The sequence below is a fragment of the Rhodococcus jostii NBRC 16295 genome (genome assembly GCF_001894825.1).
In the GTDB taxonomy this organism is placed as follows: domain Bacteria; phylum Actinomycetota; class Actinomycetes; order Mycobacteriales; family Mycobacteriaceae; genus Rhodococcus_F; species Rhodococcus_F jostii.
In genome coordinates this window covers 42,326-66,599 of sequence record NZ_BCWY01000007.1, presented here as the reverse complement: position 1 = coordinate 66,599, position 24,274 = coordinate 42,326, and the positions used below count along the sequence as shown (strand labels likewise).

The following is a 24,274-nucleotide window of genomic DNA, read 5'->3' as shown; positions in this document are numbered from 1 at the left end:
CGGGTGTAGCCCGTGGTGTCGCGGATGGCGTCGCCGGTGACCCGACCGATCACCCGGCGAGCGCGGCATCATCCTCGGTCCGTACGATCCCGGCGGCGAGGAGTGCGGCCAATTCGGGCTCGGTGTAGCCGATCTCGGCGGCGATCTCGGCGGAGTGTTCACCGAGTCTCGGCACCCGCCGCACAGCACGGTCGTGCTGTGCGCCCAGCCGATAGGGCATCCGGACCACGTCGAACAGGCCGCCGTCCGGGCATTCGCCGCGGGTGAAGAGCTCGCCTGCGGCGACGTCACCGGCACTGCGAACCTGGTCGTAACTGCGTACGGCGCCGACCACGACGCCGTTGCCGGCGAGCAGTTGTACACACTGTTCGCTGGTGCGGTCACCGAGGGCGTCGGACAGGGCGACGAGGAGCTCGTCCCGGTTTGCCACGCGCGCCTCGTTGTCGGCAAATCGCGGATCGGTGGCCAGGTCCGGTCGGCCGAGCACGTCGCACAGGCGCGGCCAGTGTTGCGCGGAGTACCCGGAGACCACGATGTAGCCGTCTGTGGTTGCGATCAGGTCTGCGGCCGGTGCGACCCCGGGTTGTCCGTTTCCGCGGCGTTGCGGGGCGACGCCGGTGAGGTCGTAGGAAGTCCACTCGGTGGACTGCAGGTGCACGGCGACCTCGAGCAGGGAGACCTCGATCGGGGCGATCCGACCGAATCGTTCCCGATCGAGTAGTGCCGCGAGAATGGCCTCGGTGAGAACGTGAGCGGTCGCGGCGTCGATGATGGTGGTACCTACTCGAAGCGGGGCGCCGCCCATTTCTCCCGTGATGGCCATCAGGCCGCTTTCGGCCTGGGCTGCGATATCGAGTCCGGGCCGGTTTCGGGATGGTCCGTGCAGTCCGAACCCGCTTACCGTGGCGTAGATCGCTCGTGGGTTCAGTTCCCGAACTCGGTCAGGTCCGAGGCCCAGCGCCGCCATCGCGCCCGGACGCATGTTCTGGATGACGACGTCGGCGTCGGTGATCAGCCGTTCAGCCACCTCGAGTCCGCGGGGGTCCTTCAGGTTCAGGGCGATCGAGCGTTTGCCGCGGTTGTAGGAGCGGAGAATCGCGTCCCCGAGCGAAGTGCCGGATCTCACCCAATCACCCTCGGGTGGCTCAACTTTGATCACATCGGCACCGAGTTCGGCGAGGGCCTGCGAAGCGCCCGGGGCTGCGACGAACTGGCCGAAGTCGACTACGCGGATCCCCTGGAGCGGGCTGTGCTTCATGGTGTGGTCCGATCTCGTGAAGAGGTGCGAAGGAGGCGGTGCACCTGCCCGGTGGCGGTGTACCGAAGTGAGGCGTGCAATGCGGCGGTTGATGCCATCGCGGCCCCGGTCCTACGACCATACGATCGGATGTGATGTATATCTAGACTAATATTGACTATGCATACCCTAGTTTGTGGCTATATTTCTGATTCGCGCACCGTTGTGGATTCCCGAGACTCTCGCGCGACTGCGAGGAACGCCTGGGCTGCCGGTGAGGGGTCGTCGGATCGGTAGTAGATCGCATGACCGGTCGGGAGGTTGGCGTCGAAGCTTCGGACCACCGCCCCCAAACGCTCTGCTAGTTCAGCCTCGCCCGACGGCAGGATTCCCCCTCCGACCCCGGCGAGGATCAGGGGAAGGACCATCTGTCGATGGGCGGTCTCGACAACCGAATCGATGTATGGGAGTCCTCGCGCAGCGAGCAGTCCGTTGAGGTGCGAGCGGCCGGCGGTCCCGGGGAACGGGCCGGAAATCCAGTCCCGGCCGATCAAGTCCTCCAATCGGAATGGACGGTCCGGAAATCGAGAACCGGGCGGCAGGACGGCCAGCACCTCGCACTCGCCCAGCGACAGCATCTGAAATCCAGTAGCAGCTGGGGGAGTTTCGTTCAATAGCAACTCGATGTTTCCGCGCGCAAGATCGTCGAACCCGCGAAGCCCGATCGGGACCGTCCGGACGCGAATATTGATTCCCGGGTGCCGCTCCCGATAACGGGCAATCAGCCCGGAGAGGGGGTCGATCGCGCGGTTGACCACACACCCGATCTCCAACTCACCGGACTGCAGTTCGGAGATCTCTTCGATGGCCCACCGGGCCGCATCGAGAGCCCGCAGTGCCGCGCGGGCGGGCCCGACGAGTGCCCGCCCACCGGCAGTCAGGCTCATCCCGCGACCCCGGGTGAAGAGCTTGCACCCGAGTTCGTTCTCCAGTTCTTGAATCGTGTTCGACACCGACGGTTGGCTCAGCTGTAGCCGCCGTGCCGCCGCCGATATCGAGCCCTCATCGACCACCGCGAGGAAGTGCACGAGAAACCGCTTGTCCATAGTCGTGGACTATATAGGCGTTCATTCATATGGGTCCGGTCTCCCGCTTGATCAACCCCCAGTTCGACACCGTTGGTACGTGTGGATGGAACGCGACAACCCGGTTGTCAGTCCCGAACTGGTTCGATCCAGACATCGCTGAATGCGCGCCTCTGTGGCGACCCGAAACGTGGCACGGGCGATGGCGTGCGGGAGAAGCGTGGCGCAGGCGCCGGTTGGGTGATGCCGTTCAACTCGATCAACGTTCCCCGTGCGATGAGGTGCTGGTCGTCAGTGGCTTCGTCGTAGTCGAGGACGGGAGACACACATGCATCGAGGGGTTCGAAGATGCGAGCCCACTCGTCACGTGTTCTGGTCATGAATGTCGTCGTGAAGATCTCGCGCATTTCATCCCAACGCTCCGTCTCGAACCGACCCGGGACGACAGTCGGGTCGAGCCCGAGACCCTGTACGAGTTCGGCGAAGAACTGTGGCTCCAGCGCTCCCACGGCCATGTATCGGCCGTCCGAGGTTTCGTAGGTGTCGTAGAACGGGTAGCCGCCGTCCAGCATGTTGGTGCCCGGTGTGTCGTTCCACTGTCCGGCGCCGCGTAGGGCCCAGATCATGTGGCCCAGGACGCTTGCCCCGTCGACCATTGCGGCGTCGATGGTCTGCCCTGTGGCGGAATGGACGCGTTCGAACAGCGCTGCAAGAATTCCGACGACGAGAAACATGGATCCGCCACCGAAGTCCCCGACCAGGTTGAGCGGTGCCTGTGGGCGCTCGCCGTTGCGGGCCATCGCATGCAAATGGCCGGTCATGGCAAGGTAGTTGATGTCGTGCCCGCCACGCTTGGCGGCGGGTCCGGCCTGACCCCATCCCGTCATGCGTGCGTAGATCAGGCCGGGGTTCCTGGTGGCGCACTCGTCGGGGCCGAGCCCCAAGCGTTCGGCGACGCCCGGCCGGAATCCTTCGATCAGGACATCTGCCTTCTCCACCAGTGTGAGTACGTGCGCAACCTCGGTGGGGTCCTTCAGGTCTGTCTCGATGATGGTGCGTCCGCGCGCGACGTGTTGTTTGTAACCACCGTGAAGTTCTGCAGTGCTGCCGTGCCGCCCGATCTGTACGACGTCGGCGCCCATGTCGGCGAGCAGCATCGCGGCATGCGGTACAGGTCCGACTCCCGCGATCTCCAGGATCCGGACACCTGCTAGTGGTCCGGAGGATGCGAGAGGACCAGTCGGGCGTGAGAAGTTGTTGGTCATCGTCCGGTGAACCTCCCGGGCCGGCGCGCCGCTACTGCGGCGACGCCCTCACGAAAATCGTCGGTGTGGAACAGTTTTTGCTGTTCCTCCTGCTCGTGCGCCGTCGCGGCGGCGAACTGCTCCGCGAGGTCTCCGCGAAGTGTCTGCCGGATAGCTCGGACCGCGAGCGGTGCGGACGTCGCTATCCGAGCCGCGAACGCGCGCGCCTCGTCGCGGAGGTTGCCGTCCGGGTCGATCACGGTGTCGACCAACCCGGCGGAGTGGGCCTCCGCGGCATTGATCCTGCGTCCTGTGAAGAGCAGGTCCATGGCGACCTGCTGCCCGACCACTCGGGGCAATGTCACGGACAGCCCGAAGCCGTGGTGGATGCCGATTTGGGCGAAGTTCGCTGCGAAGCGGGCCTCCGGTGACGCAATCCGAAAGTCTGCGGCCAGGACCAGTCCCAGTCCGCCTCCGATGGCGGCGCCCTGTACCGCGGCGACCATGGGGAGGGGCTGCCGGAACAGTCTGAGCGCCTGCTCGTATACCGCGCCCGGGTCACGGTCGTCGGGCGAACTGGTGAAATCAGCTCCCGCGCAGAAGGTTCGGCCTTTGCTGCACAGCACGATCGCTCGAGTGTCGCCGTCGTCGGCCAGGCCCTCGCACGCCTCGGCCAGGCGAGTCAGTAAGGACAGGTCGAAGAAGTTGCTGGGTGGACGGTCGAACTCGACGACGGCGACGTGGTCGTCGCCGACCTCGACCGACACATCGACCAGGTCAGGTATTGGGTGGACCACGATTGTGGCTCCTTCTGGGGGTAGATGACTTCGTGAACGTGATCGAGACTGCCGCGCTCCGATCCGCCGGCAGTGTCGCTCGCATCGGAACCGGGGCCGACGTCGACAAGGCGTGTTCGGCGCCGGCCGGTGCAGCCGCGTGCTCGTCAGACGGCTGCGTCGCCGAGTGGCCCACCTACGTGCTCGAAGGGCGGCGAAACTGAAGTGTCTCGTGGCAGCGTCAGGCGCCACCCTACCTTAACTCGACATTAATGTCGATACCGAAAATTCGGTGGCGCGGATGCGCGAGTGAGTCTTGCCCAACCGTCGGGCCGGATGTACTGTCCAGGCATTCGACAAGGATGTCGACTTACGGGTTGCGGCGACTGACACCACCCTGGCGACCTCGATCCGGCATGAAGGCAGATCCGGCATGAAGGCAGTGGTGCTGCATTCATCCGACTCGGCATCTCGAGTACTGAAGAACTGGAGAACTGATGCATTTCCCACCCACCGTCCTCACCCCGGACGAGCGATCTCTACGAGCGAGCGTGCGCGAGTTCCTGCACGACGAGCGGAGCCGCATCGGGAGCGGAAGCACGAACTTCGGCGGCGGCTCGGATCGGGAGTTCAGTCGCAGACTGGCCGACCGGGGATGGGTCGGGATGTCGATCCCCACTGAGTTCGGCGGGCACGGCCGGACCGCAGTGGATCGTTTCGTCGTGGTGACCGAACTGCTTGCAGCGGGTGCCCCGGTGTCGGCGCATTGGATCGCCGACCGGCAGACCGCGCCCAGCATCCTGAAGTTCGGTACCGACGCGCAGAAGCGATGCTTTCTTCCCCGGATCGCCAAGGCGGAGTGTACTTTCTGCATCGGGATGAGCGAGCCGGACTCGGGATCCGATCTCGCCTCGATCAGGACCGCCGCCACCCGCACCGACGGGGGATGGCTGCTCACCGGCACGAAGGTGTGGACCTCGGGCGCACACGAGGCGGACTTCGTCCTCGTGCTGTGCCGGACGTCGCCGCTCGGCGAGAACCGACACGAGGGCATGAGCCAGCTGATCGTCGACCTCACCAGTCCCGGTGTCGCCGTCAACCCGATCATCAGCATGAACGGAGCGCACCACTTCAACGAGGTGGTATTCGACCAGGTCTTCGTCCCCGACGATCTGCTCCTCGGCGAGGAGGGTCAAGGGTGGCGTCAGGTCAACTCCGAACTTGCGTACGAACGTTCCGGCCCTGACCGATGGCTGTCCACCTATGGGTTGTTCCGCGCCTTCCTCGGCAGCAATGCCGACACGACCTCGGACGCAGTGACCAACGCGGTGGGCCGCATCGCGGCACGATACCGGACTCTGCACAATCTCTCGCTCTCCGTTGCTCGGATGATCGATGAGGGCGGGGCCCCCGCTGCGGAGGCGGCGCTCGTCAAAGACCTCGGCACCGTTTTCGAGAAGCAGGTCGCCGAAACCGTACGCGACCTGGCGGGAATCTCGCCCGATATCGATGCACCGGAGACCGAAGCGGGAATCCTCGCCGACGCGATCTTTTCGCTACCCGCCCTGACCATTCGAGGTGGGACCACGGAGATCCTCCGCGGTGCCGCCGCCAAGGAGCTCATCCGATGATCGCCGCAACGATCGACCCGATCCTGACCGAGACTGCGCTCCGCATTTTCGCGGAGCACTGCAGCCCTGAAAAACTGGGTGAAGCCGAGAAGGCGGGCTGGTCGGAGGCTCTGTGGACCACTTTGTCCGACAGCGGGCTCACGAGGGTCGGCGTCGACGAATCGGGCGGCGGGAGCGGCGGGTCGGTGATCGAGGCTGCCGAACTCGTGCGGCTCGCAGCCTATTCGGCTGCCCCGGTACCCCTGGCCGAGGCGCTGCTCATCGCCGGTCCCGTCCTGGCGTCGGCGGGGTTGCCGCTGCCGGAGGGTCCCGTCTCGGTGGCTCCGGAGCCCGGGGAAATTCATGCCGAAAGGGCGTCGGCCGAGTGGACGCTCAACGGGCGGGCGACCGCGGTGGCGTGGGCGCGGATTTCGGCGCAGATCGTCGTTCTCGCCGAGAGCGCTGACGGGCCGGTCCTTGCGGCGGTCCCCACCGCAGAGGTCGAGATCGCGGCCGGACGCAACCTGGCCGGCGAGCCACGCGACACCGTGATCATGCGCGACGTGCGGGTCGGCACCGCGATCCTGGCATCCCGGATCAGCCTCGACGCCGAGACGTGGCGTGCCCGTGGAGCAGCGGTCCGCGCCCTGCAGATCGCCGGGGCACTCGAGAGGACCCTCGAACTCACGGTCCGGCACGCGAAAGAGCGCCACCAGTTCGGCCGGCCTATCGCCCGGTTTCAAGCAGTCGGACAGTTGATCACTCTCCTCGGTGAATCTGTGGCACAGGCGCGCATGGCCGCCGAGGTCGCAGTGGTCTCCCATCGGCTCGAAGACGCGATGATCGCGAAGATCATCGCCGGCGAAGCCGCCACTCAGGGCGCGGCGAACGCGCACCAGATACACGGTGCAATGGGCACCACGCGGGAATGCCACCTGCACTGGTTCACCCGCCGCCTGTGGTCGTGGCGCGACGAGTTCGGCGCCGAGACCGCATGGGCCCGGCGTCTCGGAACGAACATCTCCCATCGGGGCTCCGATGGCCTGTGGAACCTGATCACCGCAACTACGATCGAAGGACAAGACTGATGAACGGAATTTTGGACGGCAAAGTCGTCGTCATCACGGGCGCCGGCCGAGGAATCGGGCGGGGTTATGCGCTCGAATTCGCGCGACACGGAGCCAAGGTCGTGGTGAACGACCTCGGAGGTCCCGCGGACGGTTCGGGTTCGGGCAGCGGCGGACCGGCCGACGACGTCGTCGCCGAGATCGTCGCGGCAGGGGGTGAAGCGGTCGCCAACACCGATGACGTCGCCGACGAACAGGGCGCGCGCAACCTCATCGATACCGCGATCACCACCTTCGGCGGGCTCGACGTTCTCGTCAACAACGCCGGCATCCTGCGCGACCGCACCGTCGCCAACATGTCTTTCCAGGAGTGGGATTCGGTCATTCGCGTACACCTTCGAGGAACCTTCGGCCCTACGCACTACGCGGTGCAGTACTGGCGCGAGCAGCACAAGGCAGGCAATCCCGTCGATGCACGCGTGATCAACACGTCCTCCTCCTCGGGGCTGTACTGCAACCCGGGCCAAGCCAACTACGGCGCGGCCAAGGCGGGAATCGCCGCATTCACCGTGATCACCGCCCAGGAGGTCGCCCGCTACGGAGTGACGGTCAATGCGATCTACCCGACCGCCCTCAGCCGTCTGACCGAGGACGTGTTCAGCAAGATCAAGGCGAAGTTCGACACGATCGAAAGCGACTTCGACGCTTTCGATCCCGACAATATCGCCCCGGCGGTGGTCTGGCTCGCCGGCCCGGCAGCGCGGGACATCACCGGCCGCGTGTTCGGTCTGCGCGGAGGGAAGATCACGGTCGCCGAGGGATGGGTCAGCGGCCCGACGGTCGAGGTGGACCGTCGCTGGCGTGTCGAAGAGCTCGACGCCATCATCCCCGACCTGGTCTCCCAGGCTCGCCCGAACGCCGGTACGGATGGTCGGCCCAAGCATGCGGTGGCGGCGTCGTGACTCTGGATCTGCAGGCAGTCGGCCGCAGCGCCGGCCCCGACACCGTGAGCTGGACATCCTTCGACGCGTTGCTGTATGCGCTCGGAGTCGGAGCCGGACAGGATGACTCGGCACAAGAGCTCGAATTCACCACGGAGAACACCGAGGGCGTACCGCAGCAGGTTCTGCCTACCTACGCAATCGTGCTCGCGCAGCGGGCGCCCGGTCTGAAAGTCGATATCGGCGACGTCGATCGCACCAAGGTCGTCCATGCCGGACAGGGGCTCATCATGCACCGGCCGCTTCCCGTCGAGGGGAAGGCGAGCCTGACCAATACGGTGACGGGAATCTACGACAAGGGCTCGGGAGCCCTCGTGAGGACGAGCGCCGAGGCGGTCGACTTGGAGACGGGCGAGAAGATCTTCACCACGGAGGGCGCGATCTTCATCCGCGGTGCCGGCGGTTTCGGAGGCCCGCAGGATCCAGCGGCCGGCTGGTCGGTGCCGGAAGGGGAGCCGGATCAGGTCGTCTCGGCGGCCACACGGAGCGACCAGGCGCTCCTCTACCGCTTGTCGGGCGACCGCAATCCGCTGCACTCGGATCCTGCATTCGCCGCCCGAGGTGGTTTCACCGCACCGATTCTGCACGGCCTCTGTACCTTCGGGGTCAGCGCCCGAGTGGTGCTCCGTGCGATCGGCGTAGCTGCAGACCAGCTGGCGTCGATCGACGGCAGATTCAGCAAGCCGGTCCTGCCCGGCGAGCGCCTCACCGTGTCGGTGTGGAGCGACGGCAAGACGCACCTGTTCCGAACCACCAATTCGAGCGGGGAAACCGTTCTCGACCGTGGTGTGCTGACCACCCGTTAGGAAGTAACGACGCCATGGAAAACATCGACGAGTTTCGAGCACGCGCACGCGCGTGGCTCCACGCACATGCCCCGCGAACGGACATCACGCACGATCTCGCGGCGGCAAGAGTATTCCAAGCCGCGCAGTACGATGCGGGGTTCGTCGCGATCACCTGGCCGAGGGAACACGGCGGTCAGGAACTATCCCCCGAGCACGAACGGGCTTACCTCGAGGAAGCCGAACACTACAGGCTGCCCGCCGAACCCTTCGGGATTGGCATCGGGATGTGCGCACCCATCCTGAGAGAACTCGGCACCGCGTCCCAGCGCGAGCTGAACCTGCGGAAGATTCTTCGTGGTGACGACATCTGGTGCCAGCTGTTCTCGGAACCCGGCGCGGGGTCGGACGTCGCAAGTCTGCAGACCCGCGCCACTCGGGACGACGCCGGTTGGGTGGTCACGGGGCAGAAGGTGTGGACCTCCCGCGCCCACTACGCCGATCGTGGAATACTGCTGGCACGGACGAATGTCGATGTTCCCAAACACCAGGGCATCACGATGTTCGTCGTCGACATGCACGCGGTCGGGGTCGACGTACGCCCGTTGAAGGACATGTCGGGTGGCGCGTACTTCAACGAAGTGTACTTCGACTCCGTCCGACTGCCCCTCGACGCGGTCGTCGGTACCGTCGACGACGGATGGAACGCGGCCGTCGCGATGCTGAAATTCGAGCGGATTGCGATCGGGACTGCACCGCGCAAGCAGTCGAATACGTTGTCGGCATCCAATCTGGTGAAGCTCGCGCGTCAGCACGGTAAGACCGCCCATCCGCTCCTACGGAGTGAGTTGGTGCGGCTGTCGATCGACGAGCGTGCGGCAAAGCTCTTGGGAGTTCGCCTCGACGAGCAGCGGAAGAAGGGCGTCGACATCGGCGCACGTGGTTCGATCGCCAAGCTCGTCGGCGCTGAACTCACCCGGCGGGCAGCAGGGCTCGCGGTCCGACTGAGCGGATCCGCCGCGGTCGGGTGGGATACAGGCGACGACACCGCCGCCGAGATCGCCCGGTCGATCAATGCCGCACCGTCCGCGGCGATCGCGGGCGGCACCAACGAAATCCAACGCAACATCATCGGTGAACGGGTGCTCGGACTGCCCAGGGAACCGACGGTCGACCGTGACATCGCCTTTCGGGAACTCAGAAGCGGCACACACCGTGGCCGGTCCGAAAGTGCTTTCCAGGCAGGGGAGGGATCGTGACTCTAGTTCTGACGGATGAGCAGGAAGAACTACGCTCGTCGGTACGTAAGGTAATCGCCGCCAAATGTTCCATTGAGCAGGTACGCTCGTTCGTCGCCAGCGGCGGAGTGGACCAACCTCAGGGCCTGTGGACGGCAATGGCACATCAAATGGGACTTGCCGGCATCGCCATCCCCGACAAGTACGGCGGTACCGGCTCGGGGATACGCGAAGCGGCCGTGGTGACGGAAGAACTCGGGCGAGGCCTTGCGGTGGCCCCCTTCCTGTCCTCGATCGTGCTGGGCGGGCAGGCATTGCTCGCCCTCGACGACGAGTCGGCGCGTCAGGACTTCCTGCCCTCGATCGCGGACGGCACCGTTCGGATGACGTACGCCTGGTCCGATCACGATTCCACCTCGAAGAGGGGTGTGCGTAGTGGTCCCGCGGGCCTGACCGGAACGGTTCCCTTCGCCCTCGACGGCATGACGGCAGACCATATCGTCGTCGAGACCGTCGATGCCGGCGGTGAACTCGGGTTCCATCTCGTCTCGACCACCGCGCCGGGACTCACCCGGACGGAACTCGTCAGCGCCGATCCGACACGGTCGGTCGCCCGCCTCGACTTCGACGGCACACCGTCGCGACAGTTGAGGTCGATCGAGCCTGAATCCACTCGTAGCCGGATCATCGATCATGCTGCGCATGCACTTGCGGCGGAGCAGCTCGGCGGGATCATCCGATGTGTGGAGCTGACCGTGGAGTATGCGAAGGTGCGCGTGCAGTTCGGCCGGTCCATCGGTTCCTTCCAGGCGGTCAAACATCGACTCGCGGAGATGTATTCGGTGGTTGAGCTCGCCACGGGTCTCGTTCGTGATGCGGGCCGGGCCGGTGACGAGGATCCCGCAGCGTTTGCGCTGGCAGCCCGGTCGGCCTTCGCATACTGCAGTCGGCAATACCCCCGGCTGGCTCGCGAGATGATCCAACTACACGGTGGCATCGCGTACACGTGGGAGCATGATGCCCATTTCTACTACAAACGCGCACATGCGAGCGGCCAGATGCTCGGAGGCCCGGAACCTCACGAGAACGTCGTCGCAACACTTCTCGGATTTTGAGTACCGGTTGGAGGACACAGTGAACACCACACAAAGCCAGGACGAGTTGTCAGCTGCTCGTGTCGATGGGGCCCTGGGGTTCTGGGAGATCGCACGAGCACAGCCCTACCGAATCGCTGTCGTCGACCCGGCCGGCGCGCAGACCACATTCGGGGATCTCCTCGGTCGGGCGGACGCGATCGCATGCGAACTACTGGACCTGGGTTTCCAACCGGGCGAATCGGTAGCCGTCTTGATGCGGAACGAACCCCTTTTCGTCGCAGTGCAGTTGGCGACGTCTCAGATCGGGCTCTACCTGACCGCGATCAACTGGCATCTGTCTGTCGACGAGGTCACCTATATCGTCCGAGACAGCGACGCACGCGCGCTGTTCACCGGCTCCGAGGCGGACCTCGCCGGCACCGCAACAGCGGCTGCAGATGCCGCCGGACTCGCGGCGCACTGTCGATTCGCCAGTTCAGCGGTTCCGGGCTTCCGCGATGCCTCGAGCCTTCCTGAGAGAGACGTTGATCCTGCAGCACGACAGCATGGGATGTCCATGCTCTACACCTCGGGGACCACCGGGCGACCCAAGGGCGTACGAAAAGAGAATCCGAAGACGACACCGGAAGCCGCCGTTGCAGAATCAATTCCCGGTCGGGAACGACGGCACGGCATCAAACCCGGTCCGGGCGTGCACGCCGTCGTCGCACCGCTCTACCATGCTGCACCGAACGGGTTCGCGATCAGCGCCCTGCACATGGGCCGCCCACTGATCCTCTTCGACAAGTGGAATCCGGAGGAGTTCCTCGAGGTCGTCGAGAAGTACCGGGTGACCGACACCCACATGGTGCCGACCATGTTCCACCGACTGCTGGCACTGCCCGCCGAGGTGCGCACCCGCTACGACGTAACCTCGCTCGAGGCGGTGGTCCACGCCGCTGCCCCGTGCCCGGTCCACGAGAAGTGGGCGATGCTCGAGTGGTGGGGGCCGATCCTGTTCGAGTACTACTCCGCGACCGAGGGCGGCGGTACATCAGTGACCGCACAGGAATGGGTCGAACATCCCGGCACTGTGGGCCGCGTGTGGCCGGGCGCCGAGCTCAAGATCCTCGACGCGGACGGACGGGAACTGCCCGCGGGCGAGATCGGCGGAATCTATATCCGCAACAGCACGTCCTTCGAGTACTACAAGGATCCGACCAAGACCGCAGAGGCGCGGGAGGGCGACTTCTTCACCGCCGGTGATGTCGGCTATTTCGACGAGGACGGCTGGCTGTATCTTTCCGACCGCCGCTCGGATCTGATCATTTCCGGCGGGGTCAACATCTATCCGGCGGAAGTCGAGGCGGTACTGCTGACTCATCCGGCCGTCATGGACGCCGGCGTGATCGGTGTGCCCGACCGAGAATGGGGAGCCACCGTACACGCAGTCGTCGAACCGGCCGCCGGCTGCGATGCCAGTGATGCTCTGGCATCTGAGTTGCTCGAACATTGCAAGTCCACTCTCGCAAGGTTCAAATGCCCTCGCACCCTGGAGTTTCGCGTCCTACCGAGAACGCCGACCGGCAAATTGAGTAGAGCCGAGCTGCGAGCATCAATCGTCGGTGATTCGACACGACCGCCCAACCAATCCAGCTCGGGCGACAGCAGCCGCTGACCGGCCTGTCCTTCCCATCCACCCCTGTCACTGAGGAGAACTCCATGCGCGATGCCGTTATCGTCGATGCCGTCCGCACCCCGATCGGGCGGCGCAACGGCGCATTGTCCGGGTTCCACCCCGCACGTCTTTCCGCGCACGCTCTGTCCGCCCTCGCGGAGCGCAACGGCCTGGATCCGCTGACCGTCGACGACGTGATCTGGGGCTGTGTCAGCCAAGTCGGGGAGCAGTCGGGCAACATCGCCCGCATCGCGGCGCTCGCGGCGCGGTGGCCCGAGACCGTTCCCGGCACCACGGTGACCCGCGCCTGCGGGTCCAGCCAGCAGGCAGTGTCGTTCGCCGCGGCCACCGTCATCTCCGGCCAGAACGACGTTGTCGTCGCCGGTGGAGTGGAGGCGATGTCCCGCGTGCCGATGGGATCGGCCGGCACCATTCTGGGCCAGTCCTACCCGACCGAGGTCACCCACCGCTACGGCGTCGACCAGTTCAGCCAAGGCGTCGGTGCCGAGATGGTGGCGGAGAAATGGTCGCTGTCGCGGACCGAGCTCGACGAGTACGCCCTCCGCTCCCATGCGCTGGCCGCGGCCGCAGCAGACTCGGGAGCGTTCGACCGGCAGATGGTCCCCACCGACACGCTTTCCCAGGACGAGGGCATCCGCCGCAACGGGTCGCTGGAGACGTTGGCCAACCTGAAACCGGTTTTCAGAGAGGACGGTGTCATCCATGCCGGCAACTCGTCGCAGATCTCGGACGGTTCAGGAGCGCTGCTCATCACCACCAGCGAGTACGCGGCCAAGCAGGGCTGGAAGCCGATTGTCCGGGTGCATACAGCGGTCGCCCTGGGCGACGACCCGCTGATCATGCTCACGGCGCCGATCGCGGCCACCGCCAAGGCGTTGAGCCGGGCAGGCCTGACCGTTGACGACATCGGCGCGTTCGAGATCAACGAGGCGTTCGCACCCGTGCCGCTCGCGTGGCAGAAGGAAACCGGTGCGACCATGGATCGGCTGAATCCGCTCGGTGGCGCAATCGCCGTCGGCCATCCGCTCGGTGGGTCCGGTGCCGTCCTGATGACTCGGCTCGTTCATCACATGCGGGACAACGAGATCCGATACGGGTTGCAGTCGATGTGCGAGGCCGGGGGAATGGCCAACGCCACGATCCTCGAGTTGCTCTGATCGCCGAGATCGAGAGCGATTCGGCCGCTGAAGATGAGCCCCACATGCTGATCCGAGGCGACGGTGCACTGCGCGTTCGCGGTCCCCATCGGCGTCGTCCGACAACTGTCGGAGGATCGCAGGGGTTCGCGCCGCATCTGCAGGCTGAACGTGTTCTGGTTCTGCTGCGGGCCGCCTCCCGGTATAGTCGATAACTATGTCGAATTATGTCCCGTGCGATGTGCCGGTGGTCGGCGGAGAAAGGATGTTCAATGCCGTCGTCTAAGGGTGTCCCCAGCTCGAATGATGCAGGGGAAACGGGAAATCCGTCGACAGCACGGGACCGAAACGGTAAGGGCCCGCGGACTCGTGGGGGATGGACGCCCGCGGGGACCGCGGCGAAGCGCCGCGAGACCCATTCTCGGCAGGGAACTGCGCGCGGTCAGCGACGGCGTCAAGAAATCCTCGATGCGGCTCGTCGGGTCTTCGAGCGGGATGGATACATCGACGTCAACGTCGAAGACATCGTGAGAGAGGCGGATGTTTCGAGGGGAAGCTTCTACACCTACTTCCCGTCGAAATTGGATGCGTTCCAGGCCTTGACGTCCGAGATGGGCGATCAGATCGACCAAGCGGTCACGTATCGGGCGGACCCTGCGCATGTGAGCCCGGTTGATGACTTACGTGAAGCCAATCGTCGGTACATCGAGGTTTATCGGAAGAACGCGGCGTTCTACGGGTTGGTGGAGCAGGTATCGACCATAGACGCGGAGACCGGGAGTTTCCGGCAGGTCGGCCGCAGGCGCCACATAGACCGGGTCGCCCGGCGAATACGGGCGTGGCAGAAGCAGGGCTACGCGGATCCGGCGATACACCCGACCAGTACGGCTGCCGCCCTGGTATCGATGACGAGCAGCCAGTGCTACTGGTGGTTCGTCGGCGGTGAAAAGAGCAGCCACCCCGATCGCGATGACGAAGTGCTTACCGATATTTGGGTGCGGGTGCTCGACCTGCGCGACGAACCATGTGGTGAGTGGATGGAATCCGCGTAACCTGTCCACTCGGGGCGGCTGCGCGCTGGCCCGGCGGCTTCTTTTTCAAGTCGGCATCCGATGACATTCGACGGTGCGGATCGTGGAAACTCGTCCGGCCGCCCGGGGTCGGCAACCAATTATGCACAGTGAGCCGTGAATAGGACGGCTGGACTGGGCGATTGGTTGAATATCCCTGGCTGTTCTGGCCAGTGGGGCATGCCGCCGCACGCGGCGTTCGTGGATGCTTCCGCTTGTCATGCCTGGCCTCGTCGTCGAGTTCGGCTGATCTCGAGGCGACCCTCCTCGCGGGCTCCCCGGCGGTGGAACATCCTCCAGGACATCGGGAATGGCGACGGGGACCGATCGGTGCAATGTCCTGAATGCGAACGGTTTTCGACGTCACCTCTGCCGCCGACCCGTGGCCGCACCGGGGGTTGACGAGTGACCGCGATCACTTTAATCTCTATTTCGACAGTGATGTCGAAATAGAAGATGGCCGACCCCGACTGAGCACCGCCATTTCTGCAGGAAATGCGTAAGGCCTCACTCGACTACTGATTCCGACCCGAACCTCATGAAGGATTCTCATGGCCACAGCCAACTTTTCCGTCGACCGCGCGGACGCGGGCGCCGCGCAGGACTCTCCGACGACCACCACACGTGCGTGGGGGATGACGGGCCTCGTCCTCTTCCTCTACGTCGTCAACTATGCGGACAAGGCCGTCCTCGGCATCGTCGCTCAGCCGCTCGCGCACGACCTCGGGCTCGATCACGCCCAGATCGGGCTCGTCGGCTCGCTGTTCTTCGTTACGTTTACCGTCGGCGGGTTCCTTGCCGGCCCGTTGGCCAGGTACCTCACGCTGCGCTGGGCACTGCTTGCACTCGCTGCGGCATGGTCGCTGGTCATGCTGCCGCTCGTGATCGCCGCGAGCCTGACAGTGCTCATCGTCAGCAGGATGCTGCTCGGACTGGCCGAGGGGCCGGGCTCCGCGCTCATGCACACCGCCACGTACTCCTGGCACCCGCCGGCCAAGCGTGGTCTGCCAAGCGCGCTGCTCCTGGGCTCCGCATCCATCGCGAAGATCGCCCTCGCGCCGATCCTCACTTTCGTGACCATCCAATTCGGTTGGCGGGCAGCGATCGTGGCGCTGTCCGGTCTCGGGATGGTGTGGGTCGTGTGCTGGCTGATCGGCTGGAAAGACGGTCCGTTCACCGGCAAGGCGGTGGAGACCGTCGCTGTCGCAACAAGTTCGGACGGTGTCAGTGCTCTCGCGCACACCGAGCTGTCTGTTCCCTGGCGTCGCATCTTCCTGTCGCGCACGTTCGTGAGCATCGCAGTTCTGGCGATGGTCATGTATGCGCTGACGACGGTCGTACTGACCTGGCTGCCGTCCTACTTCGAGCAGGGCCTTGGCTATACGAGATTGCAAGCCGGATCGATGTTCGCCGCACCCTCCATCGTGGCACTGTTCCTGATGGTCACCTCCGGCTCGGTCACCGACCAGCTGATCCAGCGAGGCGCCACCTCGCGGCTCGTCCGCGTCATCGTGCCGTGCACCGGTGTCCTTCTCTGTGGTGCAGTTCTGGCCGCGTTACCCCTGATAGAGATCCCAGTGCTCGCTGTCGTGGTGCTCTCGATCGGGTACGGGTGTGGAATGATCGCCCTTCCGCTCGTAAGCGCCGCGATCTCCGAGCTGTGCCCGCCGCAGCAGACCGCCGGCACAATGGGTGTGTTCATGGCACTCGCCGCCATCGGCGGGCTGGTCGCCCCGTACGCGACCGGTGTCATCGTCGATAATGCCGCCACCGCCGGCGACGGGTATGCCTTGACGTTCCAAGGCATCGGGATCCTCGGTGCCCTCGCCGCAATCCTGGTGCTGGTGTTCGCGAACCCAGAGCGGGACCGAGAGCTCATCCGCACCAAGGCATAGTCTGTGCACAACCACTCGTCGATACTCTCGGTGTCCGGCGGGTGGTTCACACATGTGAAGCGCCGGTTCCCGCCTCGGCCAAGAGGTGGGCGGCGTCGACGGGACAGCCCGTGCGGTCGTCGGCCGGTGGACCGCGACGTACCGGGCCTTGGCGGACCGCGCGATTACCGAAGGCGACTTCCGTGAGGGTGCGGATCCCGGGGATGCGGGCCGGTTTCTGGTGGAGGTGACATTCGGCGCGCGGTTGGTGGCTGTCGGTCCGGGCGGCCGTCGAAGCTCGGCACGGACCAGATCGAACTCGCGCAACGCCTGTACGACGCAGACGATCACACCGTCGTGCTGATCGCGGGCATGCTGAAAGTGCTACGGGCGCCGAGGCAGCCCACCAGAGCGCTGTCCTCGCGGTGATCTGGCTAAACCTTCGACATCGCCTGCGGCATCTGCGGCGACTGCCCCATCCTCACCGGGTCACTCGCCAAGCGGGCCGAGAACGGCGAGCTGACCGTGCGGTGCAACGATGGCTCGCCGCCACCGGATGGACCATCACTTCGGATCTTCTCAGCCGGACCATGCAGGGGACATCGTGAACTGGGCTCGGCCCCTCGCAGCGTCTCGCGAAGTGACGGAGTACCTCAGCCTGGATTCGCTTGTCGTCAGTCTGGATTCGCTTGGCATCATCAATGAGGCGCACTGCGGAGCAGGGTCCGGGTGCGCGACCGTGAAGGGCTCGAGGGGGCAAAAGGGCGCCCGTCCTCGGGATCATACGATCACGAATTCTTCCCTGACCTGTGGACGAAAGCTGCTTCCGGCCGGCGCGGCACAGGCGCCGTCGACTCCGCCAGTGTCGGCACCCGCACCCCTCCGAGATGTCGAGGATCGACACGAACCGGTCCTCGTAGGCCACGCTGTCCTCGCCGGTAGCGAAAGACCGGAAGCGTCCGATATCGAGGTCGGCGGGCTCGTCCCGGGGAGACCGCATCGGGTGGGAACGGCTGCGCGCGGCGAACATGCTGTGCGCGCTCAATGCCACGAATGCCCGCATGGTGTTCCGGCACCACGACGCCCAACAAGAGCCCGCTGCCACGGAGGAACCCGAGAAGGCTTACCGGACCGAGCCGACGTCGGTCTCCGAGCGAAAGACAGCGCGAGGTGTACCCACCGGCGGAGCGCGTGACGTTCGGTCCGCGAAGGTCTGCTCCTCAGCGGGTGGTGGACATCATGGTCGCGACGAGCACAGCGGGCCGCTCGGACCGGTTGCTCCACGCGTGCTTGGTGCCTCGCTGCACCACGGAGTCGCCGACCCGGAGCAGGGTCTCTGTTTCCTCCAGGACGACGTAGATCTCGCCCTCCACGACGGTCAGGACGTCGACCGTGTCGGTGACGTGCATCCCGGGGACGTCGCTGTCGACGTGGGCGTCGCCGGCGCCGACCTCGCCCATCGCGTCGGCGAAGGCGTCGGTGCCTTGCCATTCGGCGTCCGGAGGGAACCGGAGCATCCGCACCACGAGCCCGCCTGCCGGTGGGTCGAGCACGATCGTCTCGCCCAGGGTGCTTTCCGAGCCGACTGCCGCCGGGAGGGCGTCGACCTGCCACAGGTCGACCGCGCCGAACATCGGGGTCACGAACCGGGTCGCGCCCGGGCCGTCGCTGATGATGGTGGAGCGACCGTCCTCGATCCCGGTGACGACGCAACGGCCGACGAGCTCGTCCGAACTGCTCATGATGTGTCTCTCCTTGACGTAGGTGCTGTTGGTGAGGTGATGGGATGAGGCGGTGCGTGAGCTGAACGAGTTGATCGGCAGTTCAGCCCGGCGTGGCGGGTCGTCGCGTCGCGCCGGCGTGGGCGATCGTGTTCCAGTTCTGCGCTGTATGGCTCTCGACGTCGTAGCCGGCGTCGCGGATGGCCCGGTCGGCTCGTCGGTAGGACGCCAGCAGGGTTCGTGCGGCCAGGGCGTGGCTGCGTGAGATCTGGGCACCGGCGGAAAGCGCGGCGGGGATGAGGTCGTCGTGGGCGACGACCTGGGTGACGAGTCCGGCGGCGTGGGCGGCTGCCGCATCGAGGGGTTCGCCGGTCATGCTCATCCTCATCGCGGTGCGGCGGCCGACTGCGGCCGGCAGCAGGACGGTCAGACCCCAGCAGGGCAGCACCCCGACCCGGGCGTGGGTGTCGGCGAAGGTGGCGCGCTCGGAGGCGATCAGGAAGTCGCAGTGCAATGCGACCTCGAGCCCGCCCGTGACCGCGGAGCCGTTGATGGCGCCGATGACCGGTTTGGCGGTCGCCGGCCACGGCGCGTGCGAGGCTGCTCCCACGAGTCTCAACAGGTGGGGGTCCTGGGCGGCGACTGCCTTGAGGTCGATGCCGGCGCAGAACGCGGGGTCGGCGCCGGTGAGCACGATCGCGTCGACGGCGTCGTCCTGGTCGGCCGCCGCCATCGCGGTAGTCAGCTGCTGGAGCACCGGGCCGTTGAGGGCGTTGCGCGACTCGGGCCGGTCGAGTGTGAGGACGGCGGTCCGGTCGTGAGTCTCGCACCGGACGAGCTGGTCGGTCATCGCGGCCCACCTCCCACCACGGCATGCGGTCTGGGCTCGCCGGACGCGGTCGCGTCGACCCTCAGCGGCCTCGTGGCGAGGCGCTCGGAAGCGGTCTGGGTGCTCATTGGACGTTGCTCCTGTCGGTTCAGTGGTAATCCCGTCCCAAGGGGATCGTTCGCCGTTGTGTCGCTGTCGAGCGGCGGGGTGGGCTCGCACGATGTGTTCGCACGGGGTCAGAGGGAGCGGGCGACGATGTCTTTCATGGTCTCGTTCGAGCCCCCGTAGATCCGCTGCACGCGTGCGTCGGCGTACATTCGCGCGATCTTGTACTCCCGCATGTAGCCGTAGCCGCCGAAGAGCTGGACGCACTTGTCGATGACTTCGCCTTGCTGCTCGGTGAGCCACCACTTGGCCATGGCGGCGGTGGCGGAGTCGAGGCCGCCGTCGAGGTGTCTCTGGATGCAGGAGTCGATGAACACGCGGGACGCGTGCGTCACGGTCGCGCATTCGGCCAGCACGAACTTGGTGTTCTGGAAGTCGAAGATCGTCTGGTCGAACGCCTGTCGGCTCTTCACATAGGTGATCGTCTCCGCCAGCGCGGTCTCCATGCCTGCGACGGCTTGGAGCCCGATGTAGAGGCGCTCTTGCGGCAGCAACGACATCAATTGGGCGAAGCCCTGGCCTTCGACCTCGCCGAGCAGGTGCTCGGTCGGAACGCGAACGTCTTCGAAGAACAGCTCCGCGGTGTCCTGACCGGGGAGGCCGACCTTGTCGAGGACGCGTCCTCGGGTGAAACCTGGGCAGTCGGCGGTCTCCACCAGGAGCAACGAGATGCCCCGTGCCCCTGCAGAAGTGTCGGTCTTGACCGCGAGCAGGACGAGGTCGGCGGTCGCGCCGTTGGAGATGAAGGTCTTCGCCCCGTTCACGACGTAGCTGTCGCCTTCTCGCACGGCCTTGGTCTTGAGGTTCTTCAGGTCCGAACCGCCGCTGGGCTCGCTCATCGCGACTGCCGCGATCAGTTCGCCGGAGGCCATGCCCGGAAGCCACCGGTATCGCTGTTCCTCGGTGCCGTAGGCGAGAAGGTAGTGCGCGACGACGCCGCTGTGCACGGCGTTGCCGAAGGACAGCTCTCCCACGAGCGACTGTGCCTCCAGAACCGCGAGGTCGTGCGCGAAGGTCCCACCACCGCCGCCGTACTCCTCGGGGATCGAGCAACACAGCAGGCCCAATTCTCCGGCCTTCGCCCAGATCTCGGGGTCGACCTGGTGCTGGGCCTCCCACCGCTCCCGATGGGCGAGTAGGTCGGTGAAGAACTTCTCCGCCAGCGACCCGACCGCTCGGACCTCGTCATCACGCCAGGAGGAGACGTACCCGCCTCCGCGCCGCGAATGGTTCTCTTTCGCAGCCACCCTCATCGCTTCGCCTCCAGGTCGACATCCAACCGTGAAGAACCGCCACACACGCCCGTCGGTACCGGCGGATCCATCGTGTACATCGAGGCGATCTGCGCGGCGTAACGATCGTTGACGGACTTGCGGCGCACCTTCATGGTGGGGGTGAGTACGTTGCTGCCGGGCTGCCAGTACTCCGGCACCACAGTGAACGCGCGCACCTGTTCGGCGCGTGACAACTTCGAGTTGGCGACATCGATCCCTTGTTGCATGGCGTCCTGCAGGCAGGAATGAGAGGCGAGGGCGGCGATGTCGGGCGGAAGGCCGTGCTGCGCGGCGAACACGGCCGCGGCATCGGGGTCGAGCACCACCAGGAGGGAGACGAACGGTCTGTGGTCCGCGATCGCGACGACCAGGCCGGCCAGCGGACATGCGTCGCGGACCGTGCTCTCGATGTGGGACGGGGACATGTTCTTCCCGGAGGCGTTGATGATGAGGTCCTTCTTTCGGTCCACGATCGCAACGTGGCCGTCTTGGATGGTGGCGATGTCACCGGTGTGAAGCCACCCTTCGGCGTCGACGGCCTCGGCCGTCTTCTCGGCTTCCTTGCGATAGCCCCGCATCACAACCGGACCGCGGATCAGCAGCTCACCGTCGTCGGCCAGGCTCACTTCGACCTCGGGGTAGGGCGTGCCGACCGTGCCGACCCGAATGTCGTCAGGGGGGTGCGTCGTCGCGATCGCGGAGCTCTCCGTCATGCCGTAGACCTCGCGGACAGGGATGCCGAGCATCATCATGAACTCGTGGGCCTCCGGGGTCACCGGGGCGGCGCCTGAGGCGGCAACCCGGAGCTCGTCGAGGCCCACACGCGCCCGGAGCGGAGCGAGGACGAGCCGGTCGGCCTCGGCGTGCTGCGTCAGGAGCTCGCTGTCGGGATCCTCACCTGTCTGCTCGGCACGGACCTTGCGCATCCCGATCTCGAACGCCCACGCGGCGGATTCCCGAATGGCCTGATCGGTCTCGGCGGCCACGGCCAGTTCGATTCCGGTCCTGAGCTTGTACCAGGTCTGCGGGACACCGAAGAAGACGTGCGGGCGGACCTCGACCAGACCAGCGAGCACGTCCCTCGGATTCGCGATGTCCGTCACCTCGGCCGCTTGAACCATCGCCACGTAGTGGGCGAGCAGCCGGTTGGCCACGTGCGCGTCGGGGAGGTAGGACAGCACACGCTCGTAGACTCGCGGTCCGAGGTCGGCCCTGATGGTGGCCCGGGCGCTCACCAGCGTGCCGGCGTGTGTGAGCTCGACGCCCTTGGGTGTGCCGGTGGTGCCCGAGGTGTACACGATGGTCAGCAGGTCGTCCGGCTGGACTGCCCGCCAGGTCGCGTCGAAGTCGAATTCCGGTGCGGGCGCGGACTCGACCTCCGCGAGGCTGATGGTGCCGTGAGGCGCACCGTCGACGCAGACGATGTGCTCGACGCTGCTGCCCTCCGCCTGCGCCTCGAGCAGCACCGGGACGAACGCCTCCTCGCAGACCACCACCCGGTTGTCGGCATTGTCGAACAGGTAGCGGATCGTCTCCACGGGGTTGGTGTTGTACACCGAGAACGGCGCTGCGCCGAGATGGAGCGCCGCCGTGTCGACCAGGTGGAACTCGGGCCGGTTGGTGAGCATCAGTGCCACCGTGTCACCCGATCGAACGCCCAGCCGTGCAAGCCCGGCCGCGATCGTCCGAACCCGGTCGGCGTACTCGCTCCACGTGATCGACACCGCGCCGCCCGGTGTGCGCAGCGCGACTCTGTCCGGGTTGGCCGCGGCGGTCTCCTGGAAGACATGACAGAAGGTCGGGGGGTTGCTCATGGGGGCTCCTGTAGAGAAGGTTCGCTGAATAAGTGAATCACACGTCACGCAAGCTGGCAATGAACTGCTGAGAGATGGTGACCGATCCATTGCTCCGAGTGGTGTTCGATAGAATCGAGCGTCACGAAAAGTCGTCCCAAGCCTGCGACGTCACTCGTGCGCCCACCGTCGACGGCGGGAAGGCCCGCAGTTCACCCGAGCGGATCGGTAGGCTGCCCAGGCGCATACGAAAGGTCGTGAGGTGAATGGCGACGGGTACCCGGCCGCGCAACCGCAAGGCCTTGATCCGAGTGGCGGCAGCCGAGCTCTTTCGCGACCGCGGCTACCACAACGTCTCCATGGCAGACGTAGCCGAGGCCGTGGGGATGACCGCTCCGGCCCTCTACCGTCACTACCACAACAAGCAGGACCTCCTGGCGGACACGGTGCACTCCGTGGTCGACTCCATCGAGGAGGTCCTGGCCGGGGCGGACGGGCTCGACGACCTGTTGCGCCGGATGGCGACCCTCACTGTGCAGCAGCGCGGCCTGGCCGCGATCTGGCTGCGTGAGTCCCGCAACCTCGACGACGAGCAGCGCGCAGCGGTCGCCCAGCGCTCCTTCACGCTGATGGAGACGTTCCGGTCCCACCTGCGCACCGAACGCCCGGATCTGCCGGAGTCCGACTGCGTGCTGCTGTCGGTCGCGATCATCGGCGTATTCGCGATGCCGACGACGGCGCGCCAGCCCCTCTCTCGATCCCGGCCCGAACACCTCCTCTACCGCGCAGCGTGGGCGAGTGCCAGATGCGAGCTCGGCTCGTCGGGACCGGTCGCATTGCTGCCCGATCTGGGACCCGACGACTCGCACGCGGTCGCCGGCGTGCGGATGCCTCGTCGCGACCTGCTGCTCAACGCGGCGATTCGGCTCTTCGATGAGCGTGGCTTCCAGTCCGTCGGTCTGGGCGACATCGCCGACGCTGCCGGAATCGTGCGCTCCGGTGCTTACCGGTACTTCGACAACAAGACCGAGTTGCTCGTCGCCGCCACGACGACGGCCGCCGACCGGATGTGGCACTCGGCCACAGCGGCCCTCGCGATGGCCGAGGAGCCGCACGAAGCACTCGAGCGCATCGTCGGCGGCCACGTGGAGTTCGCGCTCGAGAACCCGCACCTGTTGGGGATCATGGCCTACGACCAGGGCGAGCTGCCCGACCTCGAGAGACGGCGGTTCGACCGGCTGGTGAGCGACTACGACGACGTCTGGCCCCAGGCCCTCGTCCAAGCGTTGCCCGACACCGACACCGCCGAGGGCGTGAGAAAGATCCACATGGCCCGGGTGATGATCTTCTTCTCGGTCCGGTGGGGGCCCCAGCCGCGGCGCGTCGACCTCGGAGAACGCCTCGCAGAGATCGCGATGGCGATCCTGCAGGCATGACAGAAGTGAATTGTGCGGCACATGTCGGAAGCTCGAGTCACTCAATTCATCCACGCTGAGCTTGGGGTCTCGTGTTAATAGTGCGTCACTTGCCGGGAGGTGGTCCTGCCTGCGTCATTCTTTCGTTGACCTCCACGGTGCGATGTCGCGTGGGAACT

Annotated in this window: 19 protein-coding genes; 11 read left to right on the top strand and 8 right to left on the bottom strand. The window is 65.8% G+C overall.

All coding sequences use genetic code 11. The features are described 5' to 3' along the window. Window positions 1-49 precede the first annotated feature (49 nt). The 4 genes from RJ1_RS07725 to RJ1_RS07710 form a co-directional block, all read right to left on the bottom strand. The gene (locus RJ1_RS07725; RefSeq protein WP_073359371.1) at window positions 50-1,258 is read right to left on the bottom strand and encodes a CaiB/BaiF CoA transferase family protein; all 1,209 of its coding nucleotides are present in this window, start codon (window positions 1,256-1,258) and stop codon (window positions 50-52) included. A gap of 179 nt (window positions 1,259-1,437) precedes the next feature. Next, window positions 1,438-2,343, bottom strand: a complete 906-nt coding sequence (locus tag RJ1_RS07720) for a LysR family transcriptional regulator (RefSeq protein WP_073359370.1) — start codon at window positions 2,341-2,343, stop codon at window positions 1,438-1,440. 107 nt (window positions 2,344-2,450) lie between these two features. Further along, window positions 2,451-3,587, bottom strand: a complete 1,137-nt coding sequence (locus RJ1_RS07715; protein ID WP_073359369.1) for a CaiB/BaiF CoA transferase family protein — start codon at window positions 3,585-3,587, stop codon at window positions 2,451-2,453. Further along, complete coding sequence (locus tag RJ1_RS07710; protein WP_240319927.1) at window positions 3,584-4,363, bottom strand: enoyl-CoA hydratase/isomerase family protein; 780 nt, start codon at window positions 4,361-4,363, stop codon at window positions 3,584-3,586. The genes RJ1_RS07715 and RJ1_RS07710 overlap by 4 nt, the downstream gene beginning before the upstream one ends. Before the next feature lie 476 nt (window positions 4,364-4,839). On the opposite strand from RJ1_RS07710, the gene RJ1_RS07700 reads away from it, so the two are divergent. The 10 genes from RJ1_RS07700 to RJ1_RS07655 all read left to right on the top strand — a co-directional run bounded on the left by RJ1_RS07700 (window position 4,840) and on the right by RJ1_RS07655 (window position 16,919). Further along, on the top strand, window positions 4,840-5,973 hold the full coding sequence (locus RJ1_RS07700; protein WP_073359367.1) for an acyl-CoA dehydrogenase family protein: 1,134 nt from the start codon (window positions 4,840-4,842) through the stop codon (window positions 5,971-5,973). After that, on the top strand, window positions 5,970-7,040 hold the full coding sequence (locus RJ1_RS07695; RefSeq protein WP_073359366.1) for an acyl-CoA dehydrogenase family protein: 1,071 nt from the start codon (window positions 5,970-5,972) through the stop codon (window positions 7,038-7,040). The genes RJ1_RS07700 and RJ1_RS07695 overlap by 4 nt, the downstream gene beginning before the upstream one ends. Then, the gene (locus RJ1_RS07690; protein ID WP_073359365.1) at window positions 7,040-7,981 is read left to right on the top strand and encodes an SDR family oxidoreductase; all 942 of its coding nucleotides are present in this window, start codon (window positions 7,040-7,042) and stop codon (window positions 7,979-7,981) included. The genes RJ1_RS07695 and RJ1_RS07690 overlap by 1 nt, the downstream gene beginning before the upstream one ends. Further along, a complete protein-coding gene (locus RJ1_RS07685; RefSeq protein ID WP_073359364.1) occupies window positions 7,978-8,826 on the top strand; it encodes a MaoC/PaaZ C-terminal domain-containing protein in 849 nt (282 codons plus the stop codon). The genes RJ1_RS07690 and RJ1_RS07685 overlap by 4 nt, the downstream gene beginning before the upstream one ends. 14 nt (window positions 8,827-8,840) lie before the next feature. Then, window positions 8,841-10,064, top strand: a complete 1,224-nt coding sequence (locus tag RJ1_RS07680) for an acyl-CoA dehydrogenase family protein (protein WP_073359363.1) — start codon at window positions 8,841-8,843, stop codon at window positions 10,062-10,064. Continuing rightward, on the top strand, window positions 10,061-11,158 hold the full coding sequence (locus RJ1_RS07675; RefSeq protein ID WP_073359362.1) for an acyl-CoA dehydrogenase family protein: 1,098 nt from the start codon (window positions 10,061-10,063) through the stop codon (window positions 11,156-11,158). The genes RJ1_RS07680 and RJ1_RS07675 overlap by 4 nt, the downstream gene beginning before the upstream one ends. A 19-nt stretch (window positions 11,159-11,177) precedes the next feature. Further along, window positions 11,178-12,797, top strand: coding sequence for an AMP-binding protein (locus RJ1_RS07670; protein ID WP_073359361.1), 1,620 nt, complete (start codon window positions 11,178-11,180; stop codon window positions 12,795-12,797). A gap of 44 nt (window positions 12,798-12,841) precedes the next feature. Continuing rightward, a complete protein-coding gene (locus RJ1_RS07665; RefSeq protein ID WP_073359360.1) occupies window positions 12,842-13,975 on the top strand; it encodes a thiolase family protein in 1,134 nt (377 codons plus the stop codon). A 206-nt stretch (window positions 13,976-14,181) separates the two neighbouring features. Then, window positions 14,182-15,006 carry a TetR/AcrR family transcriptional regulator gene (locus RJ1_RS07660; protein ID WP_083400651.1) on the top strand — a complete coding sequence of 275 codons (825 nt, stop codon included), beginning with the start codon at window positions 14,182-14,184 and terminating at the stop codon, window positions 15,004-15,006. Between the two features lie 569 nt (window positions 15,007-15,575). Beyond that, a complete protein-coding gene (locus tag RJ1_RS07655) occupies window positions 15,576-16,919 on the top strand; it encodes an MFS transporter (RefSeq protein ID WP_174694948.1) in 1,344 nt (447 codons plus the stop codon). Window positions 16,920-18,118: 1,199 nt separating this feature from the next. Here RJ1_RS07655 and RJ1_RS07645 read toward each other — a convergent pair. The 4 genes from RJ1_RS07645 to RJ1_RS07630 form a co-directional block, all read right to left on the bottom strand. Next, window positions 18,119-18,640 carry a cupin domain-containing protein gene (locus RJ1_RS07645; protein ID WP_073359357.1) on the bottom strand — a complete coding sequence of 174 codons (522 nt, stop codon included), beginning with the start codon at window positions 18,638-18,640 and terminating at the stop codon, window positions 18,119-18,121. An 82-nt stretch (window positions 18,641-18,722) separates the two neighbouring features. Next, a complete protein-coding gene (locus RJ1_RS07640) occupies window positions 18,723-19,469 on the bottom strand; it encodes an enoyl-CoA hydratase (RefSeq protein WP_073359356.1) in 747 nt (248 codons plus the stop codon). 215 nt (window positions 19,470-19,684) lie between these two features. Next, on the bottom strand, window positions 19,685-20,866 hold the full coding sequence (locus tag RJ1_RS07635; protein ID WP_073359355.1) for an acyl-CoA dehydrogenase family protein: 1,182 nt from the start codon (window positions 20,864-20,866) through the stop codon (window positions 19,685-19,687). Beyond that, entirely contained in the window at window positions 20,863-22,701 is a 1,839-nt protein-coding gene (locus RJ1_RS07630) for an AMP-dependent synthetase/ligase (RefSeq protein WP_073359354.1), read from the bottom strand. Before RJ1_RS07630 ends, RJ1_RS07635 begins: the two co-directional genes overlap by 4 nt. A 245-nt stretch (window positions 22,702-22,946) precedes the next feature. Between RJ1_RS07630 and RJ1_RS07625 the strand changes: the two genes are divergently transcribed. After that, entirely contained in the window at window positions 22,947-24,116 is a 1,170-nt protein-coding gene (locus RJ1_RS07625; protein ID WP_073359353.1) for a TetR/AcrR family transcriptional regulator, read from the top strand. The last annotated feature ends 158 nt before the right edge of the window (window positions 24,117-24,274 follow it).

Coding starts and splice junctions, on each gene's coding strand:
- RJ1_RS07725 (WP_073359371.1), bottom strand. CDS start 1,258: ATGAAGCACAGCCCGCTCCAGGGGATCCGCGTAGTCGACTTCGGCCAG.
- RJ1_RS07720 (WP_073359370.1), bottom strand. CDS start 2,343: ATGGACAAGCGGTTTCTCGTGCACTTCCTCGCGGTGGTCGATGAGGGC.
- RJ1_RS07715 (WP_073359369.1), bottom strand. CDS start 3,587: ATGACCAACAACTTCTCACGCCCGACTGGTCCTCTCGCATCCTCCGGA.
- RJ1_RS07700 (WP_073359367.1), top strand. CDS start 4,840: ATGCATTTCCCACCCACCGTCCTCACCCCGGACGAGCGATCTCTACGA.
- RJ1_RS07695 (WP_073359366.1), top strand. CDS start 5,970: ATGATCGCCGCAACGATCGACCCGATCCTGACCGAGACTGCGCTCCGC.
- RJ1_RS07690 (WP_073359365.1), top strand. CDS start 7,040: ATGAACGGAATTTTGGACGGCAAAGTCGTCGTCATCACGGGCGCCGGC.
- RJ1_RS07680 (WP_073359363.1), top strand. CDS start 8,841: ATGGAAAACATCGACGAGTTTCGAGCACGCGCACGCGCGTGGCTCCAC.
- RJ1_RS07665 (WP_073359360.1), top strand. CDS start 12,842: ATGCGCGATGCCGTTATCGTCGATGCCGTCCGCACCCCGATCGGGCGG.
- RJ1_RS07660 (WP_083400651.1), top strand. CDS start 14,182: ATGTCCCGTGCGATGTGCCGGTGGTCGGCGGAGAAAGGATGTTCAATG.
- RJ1_RS07655 (WP_174694948.1), top strand. CDS start 15,576: ATGGCCACAGCCAACTTTTCCGTCGACCGCGCGGACGCGGGCGCCGCG.
- RJ1_RS07645 (WP_073359357.1), bottom strand. CDS start 18,640: ATGAGCAGTTCGGACGAGCTCGTCGGCCGTTGCGTCGTCACCGGGATC.
- RJ1_RS07640 (WP_073359356.1), bottom strand. CDS start 19,469: ATGACCGACCAGCTCGTCCGGTGCGAGACTCACGACCGGACCGCCGTC.
- RJ1_RS07635 (WP_073359355.1), bottom strand. CDS start 20,866: ATGAGGGTGGCTGCGAAAGAGAACCATTCGCGGCGCGGAGGCGGGTAC.
- RJ1_RS07630 (WP_073359354.1), bottom strand. CDS start 22,701: ATGAGCAACCCCCCGACCTTCTGTCATGTCTTCCAGGAGACCGCCGCG.
- RJ1_RS07625 (WP_073359353.1), top strand. CDS start 22,947: ATGGCGACGGGTACCCGGCCGCGCAACCGCAAGGCCTTGATCCGAGTG.